General features: G+C 49.8%; 16 protein-coding genes. 9 read left to right on the top strand and 7 right to left on the bottom strand.

The window, feature by feature from the left end:
* Positions 1-140: 140 nt before the first annotated feature.
* Positions 141-4013: a phosphoribosylformylglycinamidine synthase gene (gene purL / locus NNX04_RS00530; RefSeq protein ID WP_261947140.1), complete on the bottom strand. Its 3873-nt coding sequence runs from the start codon at positions 4011-4013 to the stop codon at positions 141-143.
* A gap of 657 nt (positions 4014-4670) precedes the next feature.
* Between purL and mltF the strand changes: the two genes are divergently transcribed.
* The 4 genes from mltF (at position 4671) to NNX04_RS00510 (ending at position 13266) form a co-directional block, all read left to right on the top strand.
* Positions 4671-6179, top strand: coding sequence for a membrane-bound lytic murein transglycosylase MltF (mltF, locus tag NNX04_RS00525; RefSeq protein WP_261947139.1), 1509 nt, complete (start codon positions 4671-4673; stop codon positions 6177-6179).
* Positions 6180-6398: 219 nt separating this feature from the next.
* A complete protein-coding gene (gene ydiJ, locus NNX04_RS00520) occupies positions 6399-9452 on the top strand; it encodes a D-2-hydroxyglutarate dehydrogenase YdiJ (RefSeq protein WP_261947138.1) in 3054 nt (1017 codons plus the stop codon).
* Positions 9453-9536: 84 nt separating this feature from the next.
* A complete protein-coding gene (locus NNX04_RS00515; RefSeq protein WP_261947137.1) occupies positions 9537-12113 on the top strand; it encodes a DUF349 domain-containing protein in 2577 nt (858 codons plus the stop codon).
* Positions 12114-12546: 433 nt separating this feature from the next.
* Positions 12547-13266, top strand: a complete 720-nt coding sequence (locus NNX04_RS00510; RefSeq protein WP_225318412.1) for a GntR family transcriptional regulator — start codon at positions 12547-12549, stop codon at positions 13264-13266.
* Positions 13267-13340: 74 nt separating this feature from the next.
* Here NNX04_RS00510 and NNX04_RS00505 read toward each other — a convergent pair whose 3' ends face one another.
* Genes NNX04_RS00505 through NNX04_RS00495 form a run of 3 tightly spaced genes read right to left on the bottom strand, consistent with a single transcriptional unit; the run spans position 13341 to position 14642 of the window.
* Entirely contained in the window at positions 13341-13529 is a 189-nt protein-coding gene (locus tag NNX04_RS00505) for a DUF4177 domain-containing protein (protein WP_007643604.1), read from the bottom strand.
* A 5-nt stretch (positions 13530-13534) separates the two neighbouring features.
* The gene (locus NNX04_RS00500; RefSeq protein WP_007643606.1) at positions 13535-13741 is read right to left on the bottom strand and encodes a hypothetical protein; all 207 of its coding nucleotides are present in this window, start codon (positions 13739-13741) and stop codon (positions 13535-13537) included.
* 40 nt (positions 13742-13781) lie between these two features.
* On the bottom strand, positions 13782-14642 hold the full coding sequence (locus NNX04_RS00495) for an SPFH domain-containing protein (protein WP_261947136.1): 861 nt from the start codon (positions 14640-14642) through the stop codon (positions 13782-13784).
* Positions 14643-14854: 212 nt separating this feature from the next.
* On the opposite strand from NNX04_RS00495, the gene NNX04_RS00490 reads away from it, so the two are divergent.
* From NNX04_RS00490 to NNX04_RS00475, 4 genes are all read left to right on the top strand, one after another.
* Positions 14855-15946, top strand: coding sequence for a sensor histidine kinase (locus tag NNX04_RS00490; RefSeq protein WP_261947135.1), 1092 nt, complete (start codon positions 14855-14857; stop codon positions 15944-15946).
* 29 nt (positions 15947-15975) lie between these two features.
* Complete coding sequence (locus NNX04_RS00485; RefSeq protein ID WP_007643611.1) at positions 15976-16572, top strand: response regulator transcription factor; 597 nt, start codon at positions 15976-15978, stop codon at positions 16570-16572.
* Positions 16573-16762: 190 nt separating this feature from the next.
* Entirely contained in the window at positions 16763-17065 is a 303-nt protein-coding gene (locus tag NNX04_RS00480) for a DUF485 domain-containing protein (RefSeq protein WP_040392683.1), read from the top strand.
* The gene (locus NNX04_RS00475) at positions 17065-18705 is read left to right on the top strand and encodes a cation acetate symporter (RefSeq protein WP_007643618.1); all 1641 of its coding nucleotides are present in this window, start codon (positions 17065-17067) and stop codon (positions 18703-18705) included. Before NNX04_RS00480 ends, NNX04_RS00475 begins: the two co-directional genes overlap by 1 nt.
* Positions 18706-18749: 44 nt before the next feature.
* On the opposite strand, the gene NNX04_RS00470 is transcribed toward NNX04_RS00475, so the two are convergent.
* Positions 18750-19829, bottom strand: a complete 1080-nt coding sequence (locus tag NNX04_RS00470) for a GGDEF domain-containing protein (RefSeq protein WP_261947134.1) — start codon at positions 19827-19829, stop codon at positions 18750-18752.
* A 196-nt stretch (positions 19830-20025) separates the two neighbouring features.
* Positions 20026-20817, bottom strand: coding sequence for a glycoside hydrolase family 16 protein (locus NNX04_RS00465; protein WP_261947133.1), 792 nt, complete (start codon positions 20815-20817; stop codon positions 20026-20028).
* 112 nt (positions 20818-20929) lie between these two features.
* Here NNX04_RS00465 and NNX04_RS00460 point away from each other — a divergent pair, with 112 nt between their 5' ends.
* Entirely contained in the window at positions 20930-21202 is a 273-nt protein-coding gene (locus NNX04_RS00460) for a hypothetical protein (RefSeq protein ID WP_261947132.1), read from the top strand.
* Between the two features lie 141 nt (positions 21203-21343).
* Here the strand turns inward: NNX04_RS00460 and NNX04_RS00455 are convergent, their stop codons facing one another.
* Entirely contained in the window at positions 21344-22009 is a 666-nt protein-coding gene (locus tag NNX04_RS00455) for an RluA family pseudouridine synthase (protein ID WP_410004085.1), read from the bottom strand.
* Positions 22010-22240: the final 231 nt, after the last annotated feature.

Genomic DNA, 22240 nt, shown 5'->3' with positions numbered 1-22240 from the left:
AAAAGAGAAAAGAGAAAAGAGAAAAGAGAAAAGAGAAAAGAGAAAAGAGAAAAGAGTTTTTCAGGAAGGGAAATAAAAACAACGCCATCAAAAATGACAAAGGAGGCCGAAGCCCCCTTTGTTTTTTGCAGTAGTGGATATTAGCCCACAAACACCCGTGCATTGCGGAACAGACGCAACCAGGCGCCATCGTCTTGCCAATCGTCCGGTTTCCAGGAGTTGGTGACGGAACGGAATACCCGCTCCGGGTGCGGCATCATAATCGTCACGCGACCATCCTTACTGGCCACACTGGTGATACCCAGCGGTGAACCGTTGGGGTTGGCCGGATAGGTTTCGGTGGCGTTTAAGTGGTTGTCGATAAAACGCATTGCCACTGTGCCACTCTCGTTGCAACGTTTGAGTGCATCCGCATTGGCAAATTCGGCATAGCCTTCACCGTGAGCCACAGCGACCGGCATATGGGAACCCGCCATACCCTTAAACAATACCGATGACGATTCCTGCACCTGCACCAGGCTAAAACGCGCTTCAAATTGTTCAGACAGGTTGCGCACAAAACGCGGCCAGTGATCGGCACCGGGAATCAGATTTTTCAAATTCGACATCATCTGGCAACCGTTACATACACCTAAACTGAAAGTGTCATTGCGGTGGAAGAAAGACTCGAACTCATCACGTACTTTGTTATTGAACAAAATGGTTTTGGACCAGCCTTCGCCTGCCCCCAGTACGTCGCCGTAAGAGAAACCGCCGCAAGCCACCAACCCTTTGAACGCTGCAAGCGATACACGGCCAGAGAGCAAATCGCTCATGTGTACATCAATGGCGTTAAAACCAGCGCGGTCAAACGCCGCCGCCATTTCCACGTGACCGTTTACACCCTGCTCACGCAGTACAGCAATGCTCGGGCGCACGCCAGTATTGATAAAGGGTGCGGCAACGTCTTCGTTTTGATCGAAACTGAGTTTTACGCTCAGACCGGGATCTGACTTGAGGATGCCGTCGAATTCAGATTGCGCGCAGGCAGGGTTATCGCGCAGCGCTTGAATGCGGTAGCTGGTTTCCGCCCAGAGGCTTTGCAGTGCAGCGCGCGCCTGATCAAAAATCACCGCGTTGTTGGCACTGATACGCAATGTATCTTCGTCGTTTAATTGGCCAATCACACGCACATGGCTGATGCCGGCGGCGGTAAAACGCGCTTGTACCGCGGCGGATTTATCCCGTGCCACTTGCAACACAGCGCCCGCCTCTTCGCTGAACAGAACGGCGAGTGCATCATCGCCCAGACCATCCAGTGAAATATCCACACCGGTATGACCGGCAAAAGCCATTTCCGCCACAGTGGCAAACAAACCGCCATCACTGCGATCGTGGTACGCGAGGATTTCATTGGCGGCAAGGCTCGCTTGCATCGCATTAAAGAAACCTTTGAGCTGGGTTCCAGAATCCAGGTCAGCGGCTACATCACCCATTTGGTTGTAAACCTGCGTCAGGATCGAACCACCCAAGCGGTTTTTGCCATTACCCAGGTCAACCAGAATCAGGTCGGTAGCGCCCTGGTCGGTACGCAGCTGGGGCGTGAGGGTTTGACGTACATCCACCACCGGCGCAAACGCCGAAATCACCAGCGAGAGCGGTGCGGTAACGGCTTTGTCTTGATTGCCATCTTTCCACGCGGTGCGCATGGACATGGAGTCTTTACCTACCGGGATAGTAATACCCAGCTCAGGGCAGAGTTCCATTCCCACGGCTTGTACAGTGCGATAGAGTTTTTCGTCTTCACCTTTATGGCCCGCCGCACACATCCAGTTGGCTGACAACTTCACATCAGAAAGTTTTTCAATGCGAGTCGCAGCGATATTGGTAATGGCTTCGGCAATTGCCATACGGCCAGACGCAGGCGCATCAAGCAGTGCCAGCGGGGTGCGCTCGCCCATGCTCATGGCTTCGCCTTTGATGCTGTCGTAACTCACGGTAGTCACGGCGCAGTCAGCTACCGGAACCTGCCAGGGGCCAACCATTTGATCACGCACCACCATGCCGGTAACCGAGCGGTCGCCGATGGTAATCAGGAAGTTTTTGCTCGCCACAGCCGGGTGTTTAAGTACACGTTCGGCGGCGTCGTTGATATTGATATCTTCAGTCGAGAAAGGCGCTACAGCGGCGCTATGGGAGTGCGCCGTGCGGTGCATTTTGGGCGGCTTGCCAAACAACACAGACATAGGCAGATCGACGGGTTTGGCGTCGAAGTGTTTGTCGTTGACCAGCAGGTGTTTCTCATCGGTCGCCTCGCCCACTACGGCGTAGGGTGCGCGCTCGCGTTGACAAATGGTTTCAAAACGCGCCAGATCCTGCGGTTTAATCGCCAATACATAGCGCTCTTGCGATTCGTTACACCAGATCGCCAGCGGGCTCATGCCCGGTTCGTCATTAGGCACATTGCGCAGCTCAAATTTGCCGCCGGTGCCGCCGTCTTTTACCAGCTCAGGGAAAGCGTTGGATAAACCACCCGCACCCACATCGTGAATAAAGGCGATAGGGTTGTTGTCGCCCTGTTGCCAGCAGGCGTCGATCACTTCCTGACAGCGGCGTTCGATTTCGGGGTTTTGGCGTTGCACCGAGGCGAAATCCAGATCTTCCGAGGAAGAGCCAGATGCCATGGAAGATGCCGCTCCACCACCCAAACCAATTAGCATCGCCGGGCCGCCGAGCACCACCAATTTTGAACCCGCGACAAAGGGCGGTTTTTCGATATGTTCAGCCTTGATGTTGCCATAGCCGCCCGCCAACATGATGGGCTTGTGGTAACCGCGACGCTCGCCGTCGAAGTCTTCTTCAAAGGTGCGGAAGTAGCCGCAAATATTCGGGCGACCAAACTCGTTGTTAAACGCCGCACCACCGAGTGGGCCGTCAATCATGATATCCAGCGCAGTCACGATGCGACCGGGTTTGCCGTAGTTCTGTTCCCACGGTTGCTCAAAACCGGGGATCTGCAGGTTGGATACAGTGAAACCATTCAAACCCACTTTGGGTTTGGAGCCGCGGCCTACCGCACCTTCATCGCGAATCTCACCGCCGGAGCCAGTACCGGCGCCCGAGAAAGGCGAAATCGCCGTGGGGTGATTGTGAGTCTCCACCTTCATTAATAGATGAATAGGTTCTTGATGGTATTCGTAGGCTTTGGTAGCTGGATTGGGGTAGAAGCGCCCTGCTTCGTGACCAACCACTACCGCGGCGTTATCGGCATAGGCCGAGAGCACATCTTCACCGCCCACTTCATTGGTGTTTTTGATCATTTTGAACAGGCTTCGCTCCTGCTCAACACCGTCGATAGTCCAGGAGGCATTAAAGATTTTGTGGCGGCAGTGCTCAGAGTTTGCCTGCGCAAACATCATCAACTCAACATCGACGGGGTTGCGGCCGAGGGTATTAAAGGCATCAACCAGATAATCAATTTCGTCATCGGCGAGGGCCAAACCGAGTGATTTATTAGCAGCAACCAACGCGTCGCGCCCACCGCCGAGGATATCTACACTGGTTTGTGGTGCAGGCTGTTGCGCGGTAAAAATTTGCTCTGCGGCTTCCAGGCTAGCAAACACGGTTTCCACCATACGATCGTGTAAAACCGCAATAATGGTGGCGCGATCGGCCGGCGAAATAGCGCCCTGCACATAATAGGCAACACCGCGTTCAACCCGTTTTACGGTATCCAGACCGGTATTTTTGGCGATATCGGTCGCCTTGGAAGCCCAAGGTGAAATAGTACCCAAGCGCGGCACTACCAAAAATAACTCACCTTCGTGATTCACTTCCCCTTCGACTTTCGGGCCGTAGGTTAATAGTTGCTGCAATACCTGCAATTGCTCCGCACTCAACGGCGCAGATAGGTTGGCGAAGTGCACAAATTCGGAGCTGACACCAGTGACTGCAGGCACGCGCTGTTGCAGGGTGGTCAGGAGTTTTTGTGTACGGAAACTGGAAAGAGCGGGAGCGCCACGCAGAATCAGCATAGTGGGAAGAGCCTCAGCATCGGGGGATGGGAAAAAAGGCCGCCATTGTACTGGATTTAGCAGTAAATCAGACAGGTTTTTCATCCCACCTATCAGGCTTGGGAAAGCAAGCAATATAAGGGCATCCACTAGCGCCGTCGTAAAGCATGTATATAGAAGGATGAACAGGGCACCTGAAATCCCGGTAAGCCCCTTAACGGTACAAAAATGATCTCGCAGAAAGCACTTAAGACGCCAAAAAAAACCAAGCGAAATAAGAGCCTTATAACTAAAAAATCTGATTTTTGAAGATTATTTGCGTAGATTTTTAACAAAAATTTACGACTACAAGCCTATTTGTGCGCTGCCCAAGAGCAAAGATGGCATCCAAAACACCATTTTTGTGCTTTTTTTTCGCCGCTCGTCGGCTTTTACACAGCGCCTTAAATCCGCCAGAACCCTTGTCAACAGAGGAATTGAGGCAAAATAGGTCAAATTATCGCCAGCGAGCTAACCTATGTGTGATCAAAAAACAAGCTAGGCACACCTAAAAACTGGCTATACCATGGTCGGGTATTTGCACGGGTCATTAATGGATTTGGATTCGGCATGAATGCGCACACACGAAATAGAACACCCTTTCGGGCGATGCAGTTCAGAAACCGGAGTAACCCCCTTATGGAAATTCGCAAACCTTTTGTGTTAGTGATTAAGTCCATGGTGACGAGCCTGATCATCGGTTCGTTACTGATTGCCGGCAGTTTTGTGCTGGTTCGTAGTACCCCACCTACTCAGTTGGAGCAGGTTCTTGAAGCAGGCGAATTGCGCGTAGTATCGAGCAACGGCCCTACTACCTATTATGAAGGCCCTAATGGCCTTACCGGCTTTGAATACAGCTTGGTGAAAGGCTTCGCCGATTCACTCGGTGTACGCTTGGTTATTGAAGATGAATCCAATCTGGAACTCATGCTCACCGGCGTTGAAAGTAAAAAATATCACTTTGCTGCGGCGGGTTTAACGGCGCTGGAAAGTCGCCACAAAAACCTGAGCTTTGCCGACCCATTTATGCAGATCACACAGCAGCTGGTTTATAACAGCCGCTTGCGCCAGCCCTCCAGTATTGAAGCATTGAGGGGGAAAGAAGTTCTGGTGATTGCCAACTCATCGCACACCAAGCGTTTGGATGCACTACGGGCCCAATATCCGGATTTGCTGTGGCGTGAAGTAGATGCCGAAATGATCGACCTACTAGAGCTGGTCAATAAAGGGGAAGCGGATTACGCCGTAGTGGATTCGAGCGCTTATGACCTGAATCGCTACTCTTACCCCAAAGCCAAATTAGCCTTTGACGTCAGTGACCCGCAGGATTTGGCGTGGGCTTTCCCTGCCCTGCAGGATGACACGCTGTTTTCGGTTGCCCAGCGTTATTTAAGCAGTATCAAAACAGATGGCACCCTGGCAAAAGTCACTGAAGAGTTTTTTGATCGTCACATCCAGGAAGTCACGACAGGCGAAGCCATGGCGCTTACCTACAGACTGGAACAACGTTTGCCGCAATGGTTGGAAGACATGAAGGCTTCCGCTGCCGAATTTGATTTGGACTGGCAATTATTGGCGGCAATTAGTTATCAGGAATCGCACTGGAAGGCTGATGCCCGCTCTCACACGGGTGTACGCGGCTTGATGATGCTGACCAAAAATACGGCTAAAGCCATGGGCATTAAGGATCGCGAAGATCCACAACAAAGCATTTATGGTGGCGCCAAATATCTGCGCCTCTTGCTTGATCGCCTGCCGCAACGGATTGAGGGTGATGAGCGCTTATATTTCGCCTTGGCCGCCTACAATCAGGGCCTAGGTCATTTGGAAGATGCACGTGTACTCACCGAGCGCATGGGGGGCAACCCAAGTAAATGGGACGATGTGCGCAAACACATGCCACTACTCTCCAAACACCAGTATTACAGCCGCGCGAAACACGGCTATATGCGCGGTTGGGAGCCGGTGAAGTTTGTAGACAACGTGCTCAACTACCACAAAATTATCGCTTGGCACCAACAACAGGAAGAATTCCGCATAGCTACGACGGGTGCAGGCAATCGCATATCGCTGAATACCCCCTCCAAGAGCGATGACAGCAAAGACAACCAGACAGATAACGGGGCACGCAACCTCTCTGTACTCTGATCGATATTGTTTAACGCACCTCTCCTGACACTGCCGCTATTGCGGCAGTGTTTGTTTTTGCCCATCACTTCTTGCATTCCCCCTACCGGCTACTGCTGCCGATTGAGAGCTATTCTTCAGGCTACAACGTATCAAGGGCAGCGCTCAATAACAGGGACTTTGCGCAGGCAAGGGAGTAGAATGCCGCCCCATGATTAGCTGCTGATTGATGATCACTCCATGATTCCACGTATAGACCAAACCTCACCCGTTCAAGCCCTGTATTTGAGTTTTATCAACGCCCTGCGCGACAGGGGTTTCACCGGTGACCTGAGCCCGGACTACGCCAATCGCACCGTCCTGGCGACGGATAACTCCATTTATCAAGTGCTGCCCCAAGGGGTGCTCTACCCGCGTGATACGGCCGACCTGGTACGCATTGCCAAGCTCAGTCAGGAGCCCCAATTCCAAGGCATAGTTCTCAGCCCTCGTGGCGGCGGCACCGGCACCAATGGTCAATCACTCACTGATGGTTTGGTGGTAGACACGTCCAAGTACATGAACCAGATTCTGGAGATCAACGCCGAAGAGCGCTGGGTGCGTGTGCAATGTGGCGTAGTGAAGGATCAACTCAATGTAGCGATTAAACCACACGGTCTATTTTTTGCTCCGGAACTGTCCACCAGCAACCGCGCCACCATTGGCGGCATGATTAATACCGATGCCTCCGGTCAAGGCTCGTGCCGCTACGGCAAAACCCGCGATCATGTATTGGAATTAACCACGGTACTGCTCGACGGCAGTGAGTGGACATCCGCAGCGATAAGCGAAGACGAGCTGGAAAATCTGTGGAAGCGCGAAGACCGTGTCGGCGATATTCATCGCGTTATTGATGCGATTCAACGCGAGCATCACGCCTTGATCGATAGCAAATTTCCCAAGCTAAACCGCTGCCTGACCGGCTACGACCTGGCGCATATTCGCGATGAACAAGGCCGTTTTAATCTCAACAATATTTTGTGTGGCAGTGAAGGCACGCTAGGTTTCATCACCGAAGCCAAAATCAGCTTACTGCCCATTCCAAAATGCAGTGCGCTCATCAACGTGAATTATCGCGACTTTAACGTCGCCCTGCGCGATGCCACCCAATTGATGAAGGCTGAGCCAACTTCCATCGAAACCGTCGATTCCAAAGTGTTGAACCTGGCGATGAACGATATTGTCTGGCACAGCGTGGCCGAGTTTTTCCCTGCGCCGCAAAGCGGTGAAAAAATCCAGGGGATTAATCTGGTGGAATACACGGCTGATTCGGAAGACGATTTAAAAGCAGATGTAAAAAAACTGACGGACATGCTGGATAAGGCCGCACAAGATACCACCACAGGCCGCATAAGCTATTCCATCGCCTGGGGCAGTGATGCGGTGAATAAAATTTGGGGCATGCGCAAAAAAGCCGTGGGTTTGCTCGGCAACGTGGAAGGTGAAATTCGCCCGGTGCCTTTTGTAGAGGACACCGCCGTGCCGCCGGAAAACCTCGCCGATTTTATCGCCGAATTCCGTGCCGTTTTGGATGAATACAAACTTACCTACGGCATGTTTGGTCATGTAGATGCCGGTGTATTGCACGTGCGCCCAGCTCTGGACATGAAAGATCCCGCGCAAGAAAAAATGGTGCGTATCATCACTGATCGCGTTGTTGCACTGACACAAAAGTATAACGGTCTCTTATGGGGCGAACATGGCAAAGGCGTGCGCTCCGAATATGCGCCAGCATTTTTTGGCGAGCTGTACCCACAAATCCAGCGCATTAAAGCGGTGTTTGATCCCCGCAACCAATTAAACCCCGGCAAAATCGCCACTCCAGCGGCGGACATTCCATTATTAAAAATTGATGGTGTCACAACTCGCGGGCAACAAGACCGAAAAATCCCAGTACAAGTATGGGAAGGTTATAGCGAAGGCATGCACTGCAACGGCAATGGTTTGTGTTACAGCTGGAACCCTAACGATGCCATGTGCCCCAGCTGGAAAGGTACGCGCGAACGCAAGCACTCACCCAAAGGTCGCGCTTCCTTAATGCGTGAATGGCTCAAACAAATGAGCGAGCGTGGCGTGAATGCAGTCGAGGAAAGTAAAAAAATAAAACGCGCAAGTTTTCTATTTAATTTACCCGGCCGCGTCATTAACACTATAGGTAAACGCAAAGGCGACTATGATTTTTCACACGAAGTGCATGAGTCCATGGTTGGCTGTCTCGCTTGCAAATCCTGCGTTGCGCAATGTCCGATTAAAGTAGATGTACCCGAATTTCGTGCAAAATTTTTAGAGCTGTACTACAGCCGTTACCTGCGCCCGCTCAAGGATTATTTTATTGGCGGTTTGGAATTTATGATTCCAACCCTTGCCAAAATGCCCTGGGCTTACAACTTGGCAATGAAACCGAAATTCATGCAGAAATTTATGGCGCGTGCCATTGGCATGGTGGACAGCCCGTTGTTAACTGGCATTAACCTACACAAAGCCGCCGAAAAACTCGGCGTGAATTACGCCACGCTGGAAAATATCGCACAGCTCACGCCAGCCGAAAAAAACAAGGCTGTGATTTTGGTGCAGGATGCTTTCACCAGTTATTTTGAAACACCACTGGTGATAGACACCCTCAAACTGCTTAAAAAATTGGGCTTTGTGCCCTTGCTAGCACCGTTCAAACCCAACGGAAAACCGCTGCAGGTACACGGATTTTTGCAAGCCTTCGCCAAGGCTGCCGATGCCAACGCCACACAATTAAATGGCATTGCCTCGTCCGGTATCGCCCTCATTGGTATTGAGCCCGCAATGACCTTGGCCTATCGCGCGGAATACAAAAAAGTGCTGGGCGATAACGCACCAAAAGTGCAATTGCTGCAAGAGTGGCTCGCCAAACAAGCCGAAGCCCTGGAAAGCAACAACAAGCAATTTAAAGCAGCAGATTTTTCGCTGTTGGCACACTGCACCGAAAAAACCAATGCGGTCAGCTCAGTCAAAGATTGGCAAACTGTATTTGGCAAACTCGGCCAACAACTGAAAGTCATTGAGACTGGATGCTGCGGCATGGCGGGCACCTATGGCCATGAAACCAGCAACCTTGAAACCTCTAAAAAAATCTATGCGCTCTCTTGGGCACAAGTGGTAAATAATCCGGTTAACACCGGCAAGTTGACTGCAACGGGTTATTCCTGCCGCAGCCAAACCAAACGGATCGACAATGTTAAATTGCCGCATCCAGTACAAGTTTTGTTGCAACAATCTATTTAAAGCGTGTCGCAGCAATACCTGACACAGCGGCACGCAGCGCTGTGTCACTAACCTACCAATTCACTGACTGACGAAATCACGATTATGAAACTATTACGCAAACTGTTTGGTGCAAAAAATAAAGTAGAACCCATCAAGGCCGCCCCCATAGTAGTTGCCGAAGTAAAGCCACCCAAGCCAGTTATTACCCTGGATGTGGTTGAGCAAACCAATGATGAAAACGAATTATTAAAGCTTGCCAGCGATGGTGCCACTAGCCCATTGCGCCAAGCCGCTGCTGAAAAAATTCATAGCCGTGAACTACTTGAACAACTGGCTAAAACCGCTAAAACCAAAGACAAAAATGTCTTTAAAATTGTTAAAGCCAAACTCGATGTATTTAAAGCGGAAGATGCCAAATTAGCTGAGCTGGAAATTAGCGCCGCACGTATTTGCGAAAAACTTGAACGCCATGTTCACCAGGAAGCAGACGCACTGTTCAAAGCCAAATTAAGCGTACTGGAAAGTGAATGGGCGGCACTGGGTCAAGTATCCACCGACATTCAAAACCGCTACCAAGTAGCTCTCAACGCTTGTGAAAATAAAATGGCCGCGCGCGCGCAAGCTATCGCCGATGAAGAGGAAAAAATCACGCTTGACCAGCAAGCACTACAGCTCGCGCAGGAGGCTTACAATAATCTTAAAGCCATGGCGCAAGATATTTATCGCGCCGCGCATATCGACGATTTAGTCAATGCAAATTATGAAGCAAAAATTCAGGAACTGGGCAACGCTATACGTCTGGCTGCCAATCGCCAATTACCGCTGGAAAACCTCACCAAAGAATTCGAACAGCGCAAGCAGCAAACACTGAATTTAATCGACCAAATTAAGACCTCCGGCACCGCACAACAAATTGCCGATATGCTGCAACAAGCGGAAGACAGTGAAACGATTAAAAATGCCCAGCAAAAGTTACAGCAATTTGCTAAATCTGCCCGTGAGCTGGGTGAAGAACTACCGGAAACCTTACACGCTGCCAAAGCAAAACTAGATGCAATCTGGGCGGAGCGCCATCAAGCAGAACAAGCGGCTAAAAATAGTTTGCGTGAATTTAGTGAACTGGCACGCAAAGGTTTGTGGGCGGCTGAACAGGGCTTCGTGCGGAAAGCACGCGCCATTCAAAAAGAACTGGAAGAAAAACGTGTGCAATTGGTAGCTGCCACCCAGGAATTACCCAAAGGAATTCAAGCCAAACTGGACGACTTTGAAGCGCAACTTGCAAAACTGGGCGACTGGCATGAATTTGCAGTAACCCCCAAAAAAGAAGCGCTTATCAGCCAAATGCAAGCTCTGGCCAGCAGCAGTATCGACCCTGAAGTTCTCGCCACAAAAATTCACGAATTACAGGATAGCTGGAAAGAGGTAAGTAAAGGCGCACAACAGCAAGACGATGATCTCTGGCAACAATTCCAGCAAGCATCGGCTGTAGCCTATGCTCCTTGCAAAGAGTTTTTTGAAGCGCAAAGTGCCGCACGCGAAGCGAACTTAACCAAACGCCGTGAATTGGTTAATCAGCTGACAGCCTATTTAAACGGTTACGATTTTACTAACGCGGTGTGGAAAGACGTAGAGCAAACCTTAAAAACTGCGCGTGCCGAATGGCAAACTTACTGGCCAGTTCCACGCAAAGCTGGCAACGAATTACAAAAAGAGTTTGAAACCCTAATGGAACAACTCTTTGGCAAAATCACCCAGGAGTATGAAAATAACAAAGCCGCCAAACAACAGCTGATTGAACAAGCGCAAACCTTATTGGATAACGCCGACCTGCGCGCTGCGACAGAATCGGTGAAACAACTACAAGCTCAATGGAAAACCATTGGCAAAAGTTGGCACAAAGAAGATCAACAACTCTGGCAAGAATTTCGCAAACACTGCGATGCAATTTTTGCACGTCGCAGCGAAGCGTTCGAAGCTGCCAAGACCGCACGCGATGCTGTGGTACAACAGGCCGACGCCTTAATTACACAACTCGCTGATTTTGCTACTCGCTCAGTGGAAGAGCTAAAAGCTGCAAAAACTGAGATAGAAGCAATTCAAGCGAGCTTTTTGGCACTGGATCTTCCCAAGGAAGCGGCTAAATCTTTACAGCAAAAGTTCGCCGCCGGCCTCAGCGCAATCGCCACCAAGCGCGACAGCGCCCGTGCACAAGAGGCAGAACAAAGCTGGAAGGATTTATTCAATGCGCTGGATGCTATACGCAATTATGAGTTGGCAGTGATCGCGCAAAAGCCCGCTGAACAATTGGCGACTGAAAAAAATGCACTGGAAACACTTATCGCCAATACCCCACGCTGGCCAAACGGTTGCTTCAACAGTTTGCAGCACCGTTTGGCAAAAGCAGACGCCATTACAGCGGCGGATCAAACCACAAATACCCAAGCCATGAAAATACTGACCATTCGCGCCGAAATTCTGGCGGGACAAGAAAGCCCTGCCAGTGATAAACAAGCACGTATGGCTTATCAGGTACAGCTCATGCAGCAAGGTTTTGGACAGCGTGATACCAGCTTTGAACCGCTGTTGACCGAGTGGATTTTGTTGTCAGGTGTCAGTAATACAGATTACGCCACTCTGCTCGCTCGTTTTAACCACTGCCGAGAACAAATGATGGCTTAATGCAGCAGGCAATTCGGACCGCAGAATTCGGCTAAAGGTATATTGATAAAGGGCAGATTTTTCTGCCCTTTTTTATAGATAAAAATATAGATGGAAAATTGATAAATAAAAAATCACAGGTAAAAAAAAGCAGCAAGCCTAAGGATTGCTGCTCAATGGGAGAGGTCAAAAAAATCGGAACAAGTGATACACAACGGTTGTGGAAAAAACTGGCAGACGCAGTTTGCATCTGCCAGAAAAAGGTCAAACACAACCCCTGTCCAGTATCTCCCGACGAGAAAACACTGAACATTGATGCTATCCTATACCTTGTATACTAGTGGGTCAACCTTTTTGTCACATTGACTTTATCATAAATTTGCACTTTTCATATTTGCATAGAGTTTTATCCTTAAAGTAAACTCTGCGGCTAAATCAACATAAGGAGACACCCGTGGCTAAACAGCCTGTGATAAGCATGCGTACCGATGCCAAAGGCTTGTCTTATGACCGCCCGGCCGCCAGCCAAATATTCGGATTTATTCGCGATGCGATTATCAGCATGGAACTATTACCCGGCCAGATGATTTCCGAAACCGCTCTTGCGCAACAATTCGGGGTGAGCAGAACCCCCGTGCGCGAAGCGCTGATTCAATTGTCCAATATTGGATTTGTAGAGGTATTGCCCCAACGTGGCACTTATGTATCCAAATTCAGCATGGATAAAATTCTGGAAGCGCGTTTTATTCGCGAAGCGCTGGAAGTTGCGGTAGTGAGCCACCTCGCCACCAATACTGACGATGCCACCCGTTTGGAGGCCGTAGCCACCTGCGAAAAAATTATCGCCGACCAGAAAGTCGCCGCCGCAGACGATGACGCCCTCGCCTTTCAAACGCTGGATGACAACTTTCACCAGACATTGGCAGGGTTCACCCATTACGCCCGTGTAGCTGCTTTTATCGAGGCAGAAAAAGCCCACATGGACAGAGTTCGCTGCCTTAGCCTGCACGTCAGCGGTCAGTACAAACGTATCCTCAGCCAGCACTCGGGTATTATTAAAGCGATCAAGTCTGGCTCAGCGGAAAAATCGGCGGCAGCCATGAGCGTTCACTTAAAAGATGTTTACAATATTTTGGAAGTGATTCCGCAGGAACATCCGGAATATTTTGAATAGAAACTTTACGTACCGGCGCTAACAAAAAAGCAGCTTAGGCTGCTTTTTTGTTAGCGGAAGATATGCGCATCACATCAATGCGAACGCTTTAATACCGCAATCACACCTTGCGGAGCCCCCATAAAAATCGCCGGGCAAATACTCACCAACTCCCAACCATCGCGCCCCAGTGCATTAATCTCCTGATTCAATTCATCTGTATCCAATGAACCTGAAAAAAAACTACGCTTTTTAAATTTGATCGTTTTATATTCCCAACGCATTTGTTTTATTCCTCTTGAGGGTCATCCGATTGCAGCAACTCCACATCAGTTACTACTTTCTGGGTTAGCTTGACGCGTCCACTTTTTACTAACGCTTCACGCAGTACGAATTCAATTTGCGCATTTAAACTGCGCAAATCATCATCAGCCCAGCGCTGCATAGCAGCGATAACCTGTTCATTGATTCGTAGCGGAAATGATTTTTTCGTCACTATTAATGGCCTGCAGTTATCGACATAAATGCGATATTGGTTAGGAATAAATAGTGCCAGTATTAATCACCGGTTTAGCCTGCTGATCACCGCAGAGCACCACAAGCAAATTACTGACCATAGCTGCCTTGCGTTCACCATCCAACTCCACTACACCCTGTAGCTTTAATTGTTCGATAGCATCAGCCACCATGCCCACCGCGCCCTGCACAATTATTTTGCGCGCGGCCAATACTGCGCTCGCCTGCTGCCGCTGCAACATTGCCTGTGCAATTTCCGGTGAATAAGCCAGGTGACTCAAGCGCGCTTCCAAGACTTCTACACCCGCTTTTTGCAATCGGTCCTGCACTTCACTTTTTAATTTCAACGCGATGGCATTTGCATCGCTGCGCAGCGATAAACGCGCATCTTCCTGATCATGCTCATAAGGGTAAGTAGTCGCCAAATTACGCAGCGCTGCTTCGCTTTGAATGGTGACATAGTTTTCGTAATCATCGACCTCAAAAACCGCTTCTGCCGTGTCCACCACTCGCCATACCACTACCGCCGCAATTTCAATGGGGTTACCGTTGGAATCGTTAACCTTCAAACGACCGGATTCAAAATTGCGCACCCGTAGACTGACCGACTTTTTACTGTAGAGCGGATTCGCCCAACGCAAACCATTGGTGCGATCAGTTCCCGCATATTGACCGAATAATTGCAGCACTTTGCCTTGATTAGGCTGCACCATGTAAAAACCGAACCAGCAAATAAAAACCAATAAGGCAACAAGCCCTAACAGCACTTTTAGCAACAGCGGCATAAATACCACTCCCGCCACTGTTGCTACCTGCAACACCAGCAAAACCACCAGTAACAAATACCCTGAACCGCTGCGGGCTTCCACTTCTTGAACCATGATGTGCTCCTTGATTGATCGATTAAAAAATTATTTTGATATCATAGTGATATCAAAATAACACACAAAAACCCAACTGACAATTGTCATTGCGCACTAATGACTTTCACAGCTGGCACAAATTTGTCGCAACAAGCAAACTGATCGTTGACAATAAAGAGCAACTATCGCGCGTATTTTGGTTAATCACCCTATCGGACAATTGGCTCACCATGCACAAACCTAGTAACGATTGCGGCGGCTCCGTCTACTCAGCAAAGTCATGGGTCTGGCTTTTTTTTAGCCTGTATTATTTTGTCCCCCTCTACTACATGCCATTTGAGGGGCTGCAACTGCTCATTTTGATTGGCGTTTACTGCGTATTTGTCGGCTTATACCTCTGGGCAATCACCCTCAGTGCGGTGCAAGTATGGAAAGCTATTCTCGCGCTCAGCCTTTTATCCATAACCACCACCGCCTATACCCCTGGCGCCAGCACTTTTTTCTCTTATGTCGGTTTTTTGATTGGCTTTTCCTACCGCACCAAAATTTGGCTGAATTTGCTGGCGCTCCATGCGATGGTAATTGTGGCAATGCACTACACCTTCAATTATCCGGTGCCATTTTTTGCACTACCGGCACTTTCAGGATTAATCACCATCAGCATTATTGGTTATGTGGAACGCGTGCGCCTTGAAGCACGCATTAGCCAACAGAAGAGCCATGAGGAAATAGAGCAATTGGCGGTGATTGCAGAGCGCGAACGTATCGCCCGCGACCTGCACGACATTCTCGGCCACACCCTCTCCAGCATTGCATTGAAAGCCGAATTGGCCGAGAAGCTACTGGCACAGGACAAGCAGGATCGAGCCAGGGAGCAAGTGTCTGAACTGCATCAAATTGCACGCAATACCCTGAGTTTGGTGCGCCAAACGGTGTCCGGCTATAAACATCGCGGGCTTTCCGGTGAAGTGATGGAGCTTTGCGAAAAATTGCGGCAAAACGGCTTTGTGGTTGAACTCATGGGGGAGATTCCGCAATTAAGCGCCCGCGCCGAAACCGCACTTATCCTTGCACTCACCGAATTGACGACCAATGTCTTACGCCACAGTAATGGCAATCACTGCCAAATTGAATTCCGCCACAGCTGCGACAAAATCGTGGTGAGCATGCGCGACAACGGCAGAGTGAGCGCACTAACGCCTGGCAATGGCCTACAGGGGATTCAAGAACGCCTCAATGCTTTGGCGGGCGACATGCAATCGTCCATTCATAAAGGCTGCGAGTTTGTTATTTCGCTGCCGCGCCGCGAACTACACCAGTAATTCGGCATATCCAAGAGAATGTAATAGCGATGAAAATTTTGTTAGCAGAAGATCAATCCATGGTGCGCGGCGCGTTGGCTGCCCTGCTCGGCATGGAAGATGGTTTTGAGATCACTCAGGCAGAAGATGGCGACCGCGCCTGGCTACTGATGAAGCAGCACAGCTACGATATTTTACTAACCGATATTGAAATGCCCGGCCGCTCAGGTTTGGAGTTGGCACAATGGGTGTTGCAACAAAAGATCCCCACCAAAACCATCATCATCACCACCTTTGGTCGCGCCGGTTATATCCGTCGTGCCATCGATATGGGCGTAGCCGGTTTTCTTTTAAAAGATGCGCCCTCTGAACAATTAATTGAATCCATCTACAAAGTAATGGATGGCAAGCGCGTCATTGACGGCGAGCTTGCCATGATGGCACTGGGCGAGGCAGATCCGCTTAACGATAAAGAACGTCGAGCATTGCGCCTTGCAGCCGAAGGTAAAACTACCGCCGAAATTGCCACCGTACTCTGTTTATCGGAAGGCACTGTGCGCAATTATCTCTCCGAAGCGATTGCCAAATTACATGCCGCCAATCGTGTGGACGCCGCGCGTATCGCTCGCCAAAAAGGCTGGATTTAACCCGCAGCGGAATTAGATCAAGTTTAGTAATTTAATCCCTCCAACTGTTTCTGAATGGTCAGAATGACTGTTAGAATCCCGCTGCGCCTGCGGCTGCTCAGCCGCTAGGCACGTAAAAACTACAACAATATCAACACGATCAAATAGCATCCCGCTACTAATAACCAACAAAAACACGGAAACCCAGCTAATGCATACTGATACTATCCGGCAGCTGCCGGAGTACGCGGCCCTGACCCGCGCGCGCAAAAGAATTATGTGGCCTCTCTCACTGGCCACAATCCTCGCTTATTTCGCACTTATCCTGACTATTGCGTTTAACCCCGGTGCATTGGGTGAGCCCATTGGTGAGGGTGTTACCTCTATAGGTATGGTGCTCGGCCTGGGTGTCATTCTATTTTGCATGGTAGTCACCGGAATTTACGTGTATTACGCCAACCGCGTGCTGGAACCGCTTACTCGCGCCATCGTCAATAAAGCAGGAGCAAAATAATGAAAGTTCATGCTCCACTCGCCGTATTACTTTCCGCTATGGCCACCTGCGCCTGGGCACAAGCATCCAGCAGTTCCGCCATCAATGTCACCGCGGTGGCGATGTTTCTAGCCTTCGTATTAGTCACGCTAGGCATCACCTACTGGGCTGCCGGTCGCACCAAAACTGCCAGCGACTTTTACGCCGCTGGCGGTGGCATTAGCGGCTTTCAAAATGGTTTGGCAATTGCGGGCGATTACATGTCTGCCGCCTCCTTCCTGGGTATTGCCGGCTTGGTATACACCTCGGGTTTTGATGGCTTGATTTACGCCATCGGCTTTTTGGTGGGTTGGCCGATTGTATTGGTACTGATCGCGGAGCCGCTGCGCAATTTGGGTAAATACACCTTTGCCGATGTTGCCTCGTTTCGCTTGCAACAAAAACCCATTCGCATCCTGGCCGCCAGTGGCTCGCTAGTGACAGTGATTTTTTATCTGATCGCACAGATGGTGGGCGCGGGTAAATTAATTGAACTGTTGTTTGGCCTACCCTACGAAGCCGCTGTGGTCATTGTCGGTGTGTTGATGACACTCTACGTCACCTTTGGCGGCATGATTGCAACTACGTGGGTACAGCTCATCAAAGCCGTTTTATTGCTCTCTGGTGCATCACTCATGGCGTTTTTAGTGATGATGCAATTTGGTTTCAGTTTTGAAAATTTATTTGCCGAAGCAGTGAAAGTTCACACCAAAGCCAACGCCATCATGGCACCGGGCACCTTAGTGAGCGATCCGATCTCTGCCATTTCGCTCGGTATCGCGCTCATGTTTGGTACCGCAGGTTTGCCGCATATCTTGATGCGCTTTTTTACCGTGAAAGATGCCGTACAAGCGCGTCGCTCGGTATTTTATGCAACCGGATTTATCGGCTATTTCTATATCCTCACCTTTATTATTGGTTTTGGCGCCATCATTTTATTGCTGAAAAATCCGGCCTATTTCACCGATGGTGCGTTGATTGGCGGCGCCAATATGGCCGCGATTCATTTATCCCAAGCCTTGGGTGGTGACATTTTATTAGGTTTTATTTCAGCAGTCGCTTTCGCCACGATTCTCGCCGTGGTATCAGGTTTAACACTCGCAGGTTCCAGTGCCATCTCCCACGACCTTTACGCCACGCTGGTATTAAAAGGTAACCGCGATGAGAAAAAAGAAATTCGCGCATCGCGCATCGCTACGGTGTGCTTGGGAGTGATTGCGGTATTACTCGGCATAGTGTTTGAAAAACAAAACGTGGCGTTTATGGTTGGGCTCGCATTTTGTGTTGCGGCCAGCGCCAACTTCCCGATTTTGTTGCTGAGTATGTACTGGCGCAAACTCACCACTCGCGGTGCAGTAATGGGCGGTGGATTGGGCTTATTTACCGCGGTAATTTTAGTGGTGATTGGCCCCACGGTATGGGTGGATGCATTTGGTTTTGAGCAGGCGATTTTTCCCTACAAATATCCCGCAATTTTCTCCGTGAGCGCTGCGTTTATTGGCATCTGGTTTTTCTCAATTACGGATAAATCAGCCTCGGCAGCAAAAGAACAAGCCGCGTTTGATGCACAGTTCGTTCGCTCACAAACCGGTATTGGCGCCTCGGAGGCCGCTAAGCACTAAGTTACATTTGTGAGTGCTTCCTTCGGAAGCACTCACAAGTTATCTCAAGAGACCTTAAAGTTGCACACCACCTGATCACGTCCATTTGCCTTGGCTTCGTATAGTGCTTTATCTGCCCGGGCAATTAAACTCTCCAGCGTATCATTAGCCCTACGAGAAGTTGCACCACTCGATACTGTGAGCCTGCCTACGGGATGAAACATATCGCGGTTTATAGCCTTGCGCAGCCGCTCTGCCACGCGATAGGCGTCCTGCTCTGCAATCCCGAGAATCAATACCAAAAACTCCTCACCACCCCAGCGAATCAGATGGCCGTCACTGCGCAGTGCATTGCTCACGCGAGCAGCAAACTGTTGCAACACACTGTCGCCGATGAGATGACCATGGGTATCATTAATTTTTTTGAAGTGGTCGATATCCAACATAATGATGCTACCGGTAGTGCCGCTGCACATAAAATCGTCGAGCAACTGTTGACCGCCCCAGCGATTGTATTGCCGCGTTAACGCATCGCGCTCAGCCAAATTATGCATATGGGAATTATCATTTTGTAAGCGCTCCAGTTGCAGACGCGCCCTGTGCTGAAATGGCAATAACACCAGCAAAAGCGAAATGGCCAAGCCATAACTCATCAACATTTCCTGACCGCGCGGTGTCCACAATTCTTCTTTGTGGGTCAGCAAATAACTCAGGATCGGCACTGCATTTAACAACCACGCGGCGATCATTACTGGAAATGCACGCCGCGGTGGAAGCATGACCATCACCAATACAATCAAAATAATGAGGAACGCTGAAATAGGCGGGAAAATATCAATGAGTAGTAAATCGGGGTTTTGCGCCGCACGCAGACTGTAATACCACGCAGGTAACGAGAGTGCAGCAATGGCGACAATAAAAGCAGAATAAACCACATGCAAAATATTTTTTGGCCCACGAACAAGCCACACCGTGAGCACAATATTGGCGAGTGCGACCAAAGGTGGTATCACTAAATCCATTAATTCCGGTTGTGGCTCCAGGTAGTGCAACACACTGGCTGCGGTAGCCATAAGGGCAGTCAGCGTAAGCAGTGCTAAGACTCCGCGATAAAACGTACGCTCATCGATAGATTGGTTCTGCATTCTTTACCTGTTAGACCATCACCTTCGGGTGGGAAATACCCGCAGCGCAGATATTTATAGACTGAAGCGAAGCATCTTAAAGCCTAAAGGTCAAATAACAAGTAATGATGTAAACACAACAAAGGCTCCCTGTTCACTCAAAAACAAATTCTCTTCAGCCCGCGCATCCTTGCGCACAAGCCGTAATAACAGCCGATTAAAGTCCGCAGGGCGAAGGTAGCGACGGGTTTTGCTCTTTCACATCATCCACGTATTCCACTCCGGTAGCTTGTAGATGAGTAACTTGCCCTTCAAGCTCAGCAGGCGTAAGCGCAACACCTTCCTGGAAAAATACCCAATCGATATCTTGCTGATACTCGCGCAACTCCGGTGAATCAACCGGCCCGATTGAACCGTCAGCACCCTTCGGCATAAACCACAGATTGAAATTAATCGACATAAAATCTTCGGGGTAGACCGCACTGCTGTGCTCGGAAAATAATTTGCCATCGACGTAGTAGGTCAGCTTGTTATCGGTGATGGTCAACATCAAGGTGCGCCAACCTGCATAGCTGCCCTCTACGCGGGTATTTTCATTAACCTTAGTCCAAGGCTCTAACTGAAAAGTATCCCAACTGGTTGTCCACATCGCCGGTTTTGCATTTGCGCCCCAACCGCCATTAGGCAGGTATTCAAAATCTGCCTCGCTGTAATCCTTATCCATAGGCGCCTTAAGCGGGCTGATGGTGTAAAAGGTTTGGATTACTTCATCACCGTCCGGACCATAGGTTGGTTCATCGCGGAAGAATACCCGTGCGGCATAGGTACCCTCGCGGTATTTGCGGGCATGACAAAACTGGGTGTGACGGGTGTTCTCGCCCTGCCCGGCCGTTACCGAACTCATACGCACGGCGCCAGCGTGAGTTGCTGGGATATCCTGATGGAAACTGATGCCCTCCGCTGACCAGCTCGCCCCTTTAATACCCGGATGGCCAGCTTCAGTTCTCACCCGCCAGCCGTTGCGATTAAATTCCTCTAGCGAGCTGTAATTAAAATCATCAAAGAAAACAGCGGGAGCCGAAACCTCGCTCGGCGGTGCCGAGGCACTGTGCTGTACCGCATTGGCTGCACTGGTTGCTACTGTTGGTGATGTTTGTGATGTTTGTGATGTTTGTGATGTTTGTGATGTTTGTGATGTTTGTGATGTTTGTGATGTTTGTGATGTTTGTGATGTTTGTGATGTTTGTGATGTTTGTGATGTTTGTGATGTTTGTGATGTTTGTGATGTTGTTGTTTCATTTTTTGCACCGCATGCAACAAGCAAAGATGTTGCCGCGATGGTGCCAATAAAAACTAACCCTTTGTGTTTCATTGTTGTTATCCGTGGTGATTGATTGAAAGCTCACTCTCGCCAATTGGGACAACGTTGTCAATGATTGGTGGGTACAGAAATCGGTAGATTAACCCCCGTTAACAAAAGTTGATGCAAAGTGAAATTGTCTTTAACACTCTATGGGTGCTCGCACACCTGACACTTAAAACGGTGGCGCGACGTCGATGAATACCGGTTCAGCGGTATGCGGATGCAAAAAAGCCAGATCCGTTGCATGCAATAACAAACGATTGGCGGCGCTCGCCCACTCGCCCCCATAAAACCCACAGCCCAGAATCGGGTGGCCTATGGTCTGCAAATGCAAACGCAACTGATGGGAGCGACCGGTGATAGGGTGCAGCAAAACCCTTGTGGTACACGCCTGTTCATCGCGCGCGAGCACCTGGTATTCAGTGACCGAGGGCTTACCGGTCTGCTGACAAATTTTATACGTTGGCCCTGTATCCGCTGCGATGGGCAAATCGATAATACCTTCATCCTGCACCATCAACCCAGCCACTACAGCAGTGTAGTGTTTACTGACACTGCGCGCCTGAAACTGTTTGCTGATATTAGACAGCGCAACCTTATTGAGCGGAATGACCATCACACCCGAGGTATCAAAGTCCAGCCGATGCACGATAGCTGCACCGGGATAATCGACTTGCAGGCGGCTAATCACGGAATCGCGATTCTGAGGGTGGCGACCCGGTACACTGAGCAGGCGAGTGGGTTTGTTAATCAACAAAAAATCCCTATCCACCTGCACTATCTGCAGGTCTTCGGTACAAGCGGGCAGGATAAACAAATCGTCGATAGGCGCAGACATAGGCGTAAGATAGAGGCTGTGGGCAAGGGCTGCCATCATAACCAGATGGAACAAGCTTAGCGATAAACAGTCGTTCACTTCCCTGCCCTCGCCTGCTAAGGTGCCGGCGCTTATTTAGCGCAAAAATCAACCAGAAGGATCTCACACCGAGGTCGCCGAAATGCCGCTTTTCCTGTATCCTGCGCGCCTCTATTTTTCGCCCTAATGCCATTTTTTATGGCCTTTATCCTG

Origin of the sequence: Cellvibrio sp. QJXJ (assembly GCF_024452345.1) — a bacterium.
GTDB lineage: Bacteria > Pseudomonadota > Gammaproteobacteria > Pseudomonadales > Cellvibrionaceae > Cellvibrio.
This window is presented reverse-complemented; position numbering and strand designations above follow the sequence as displayed.

Coding starts and splice junctions, on each gene's coding strand:
- purL (WP_261947140.1), bottom strand. CDS start 4,013: ATGCTGATTCTGCGTGGCGCTCCCGCTCTTTCCAGTTTCCGTACACAA.
- mltF (WP_261947139.1), top strand. CDS start 4,671: ATGGAAATTCGCAAACCTTTTGTGTTAGTGATTAAGTCCATGGTGACG.
- ydiJ (WP_261947138.1), top strand. CDS start 6,399: ATGATTCCACGTATAGACCAAACCTCACCCGTTCAAGCCCTGTATTTG.
- NNX04_RS00515 (WP_261947137.1), top strand. CDS start 9,537: ATGAAACTATTACGCAAACTGTTTGGTGCAAAAAATAAAGTAGAACCC.
- NNX04_RS00505 (WP_007643604.1), bottom strand. CDS start 13,529: ATGCGTTGGGAATATAAAACGATCAAATTTAAAAAGCGTAGTTTTTTT.
- NNX04_RS00495 (WP_261947136.1), bottom strand. CDS start 14,642: ATGGTTCAAGAAGTGGAAGCCCGCAGCGGTTCAGGGTATTTGTTACTG.
- NNX04_RS00490 (WP_261947135.1), top strand. CDS start 14,855: ATGCACAAACCTAGTAACGATTGCGGCGGCTCCGTCTACTCAGCAAAG.
- NNX04_RS00485 (WP_007643611.1), top strand. CDS start 15,976: ATGAAAATTTTGTTAGCAGAAGATCAATCCATGGTGCGCGGCGCGTTG.
- NNX04_RS00480 (WP_040392683.1), top strand. CDS start 16,763: ATGCATACTGATACTATCCGGCAGCTGCCGGAGTACGCGGCCCTGACC.
- NNX04_RS00475 (WP_007643618.1), top strand. CDS start 17,065: ATGAAAGTTCATGCTCCACTCGCCGTATTACTTTCCGCTATGGCCACC.
- NNX04_RS00470 (WP_261947134.1), bottom strand. CDS start 19,829: ATGCAGAACCAATCTATCGATGAGCGTACGTTTTATCGCGGAGTCTTA.
- NNX04_RS00455 (WP_410004085.1), bottom strand. CDS start 22,009: ATGTCTGCGCCTATCGACGATTTGTTTATCCTGCCCGCTTGTACCGAA.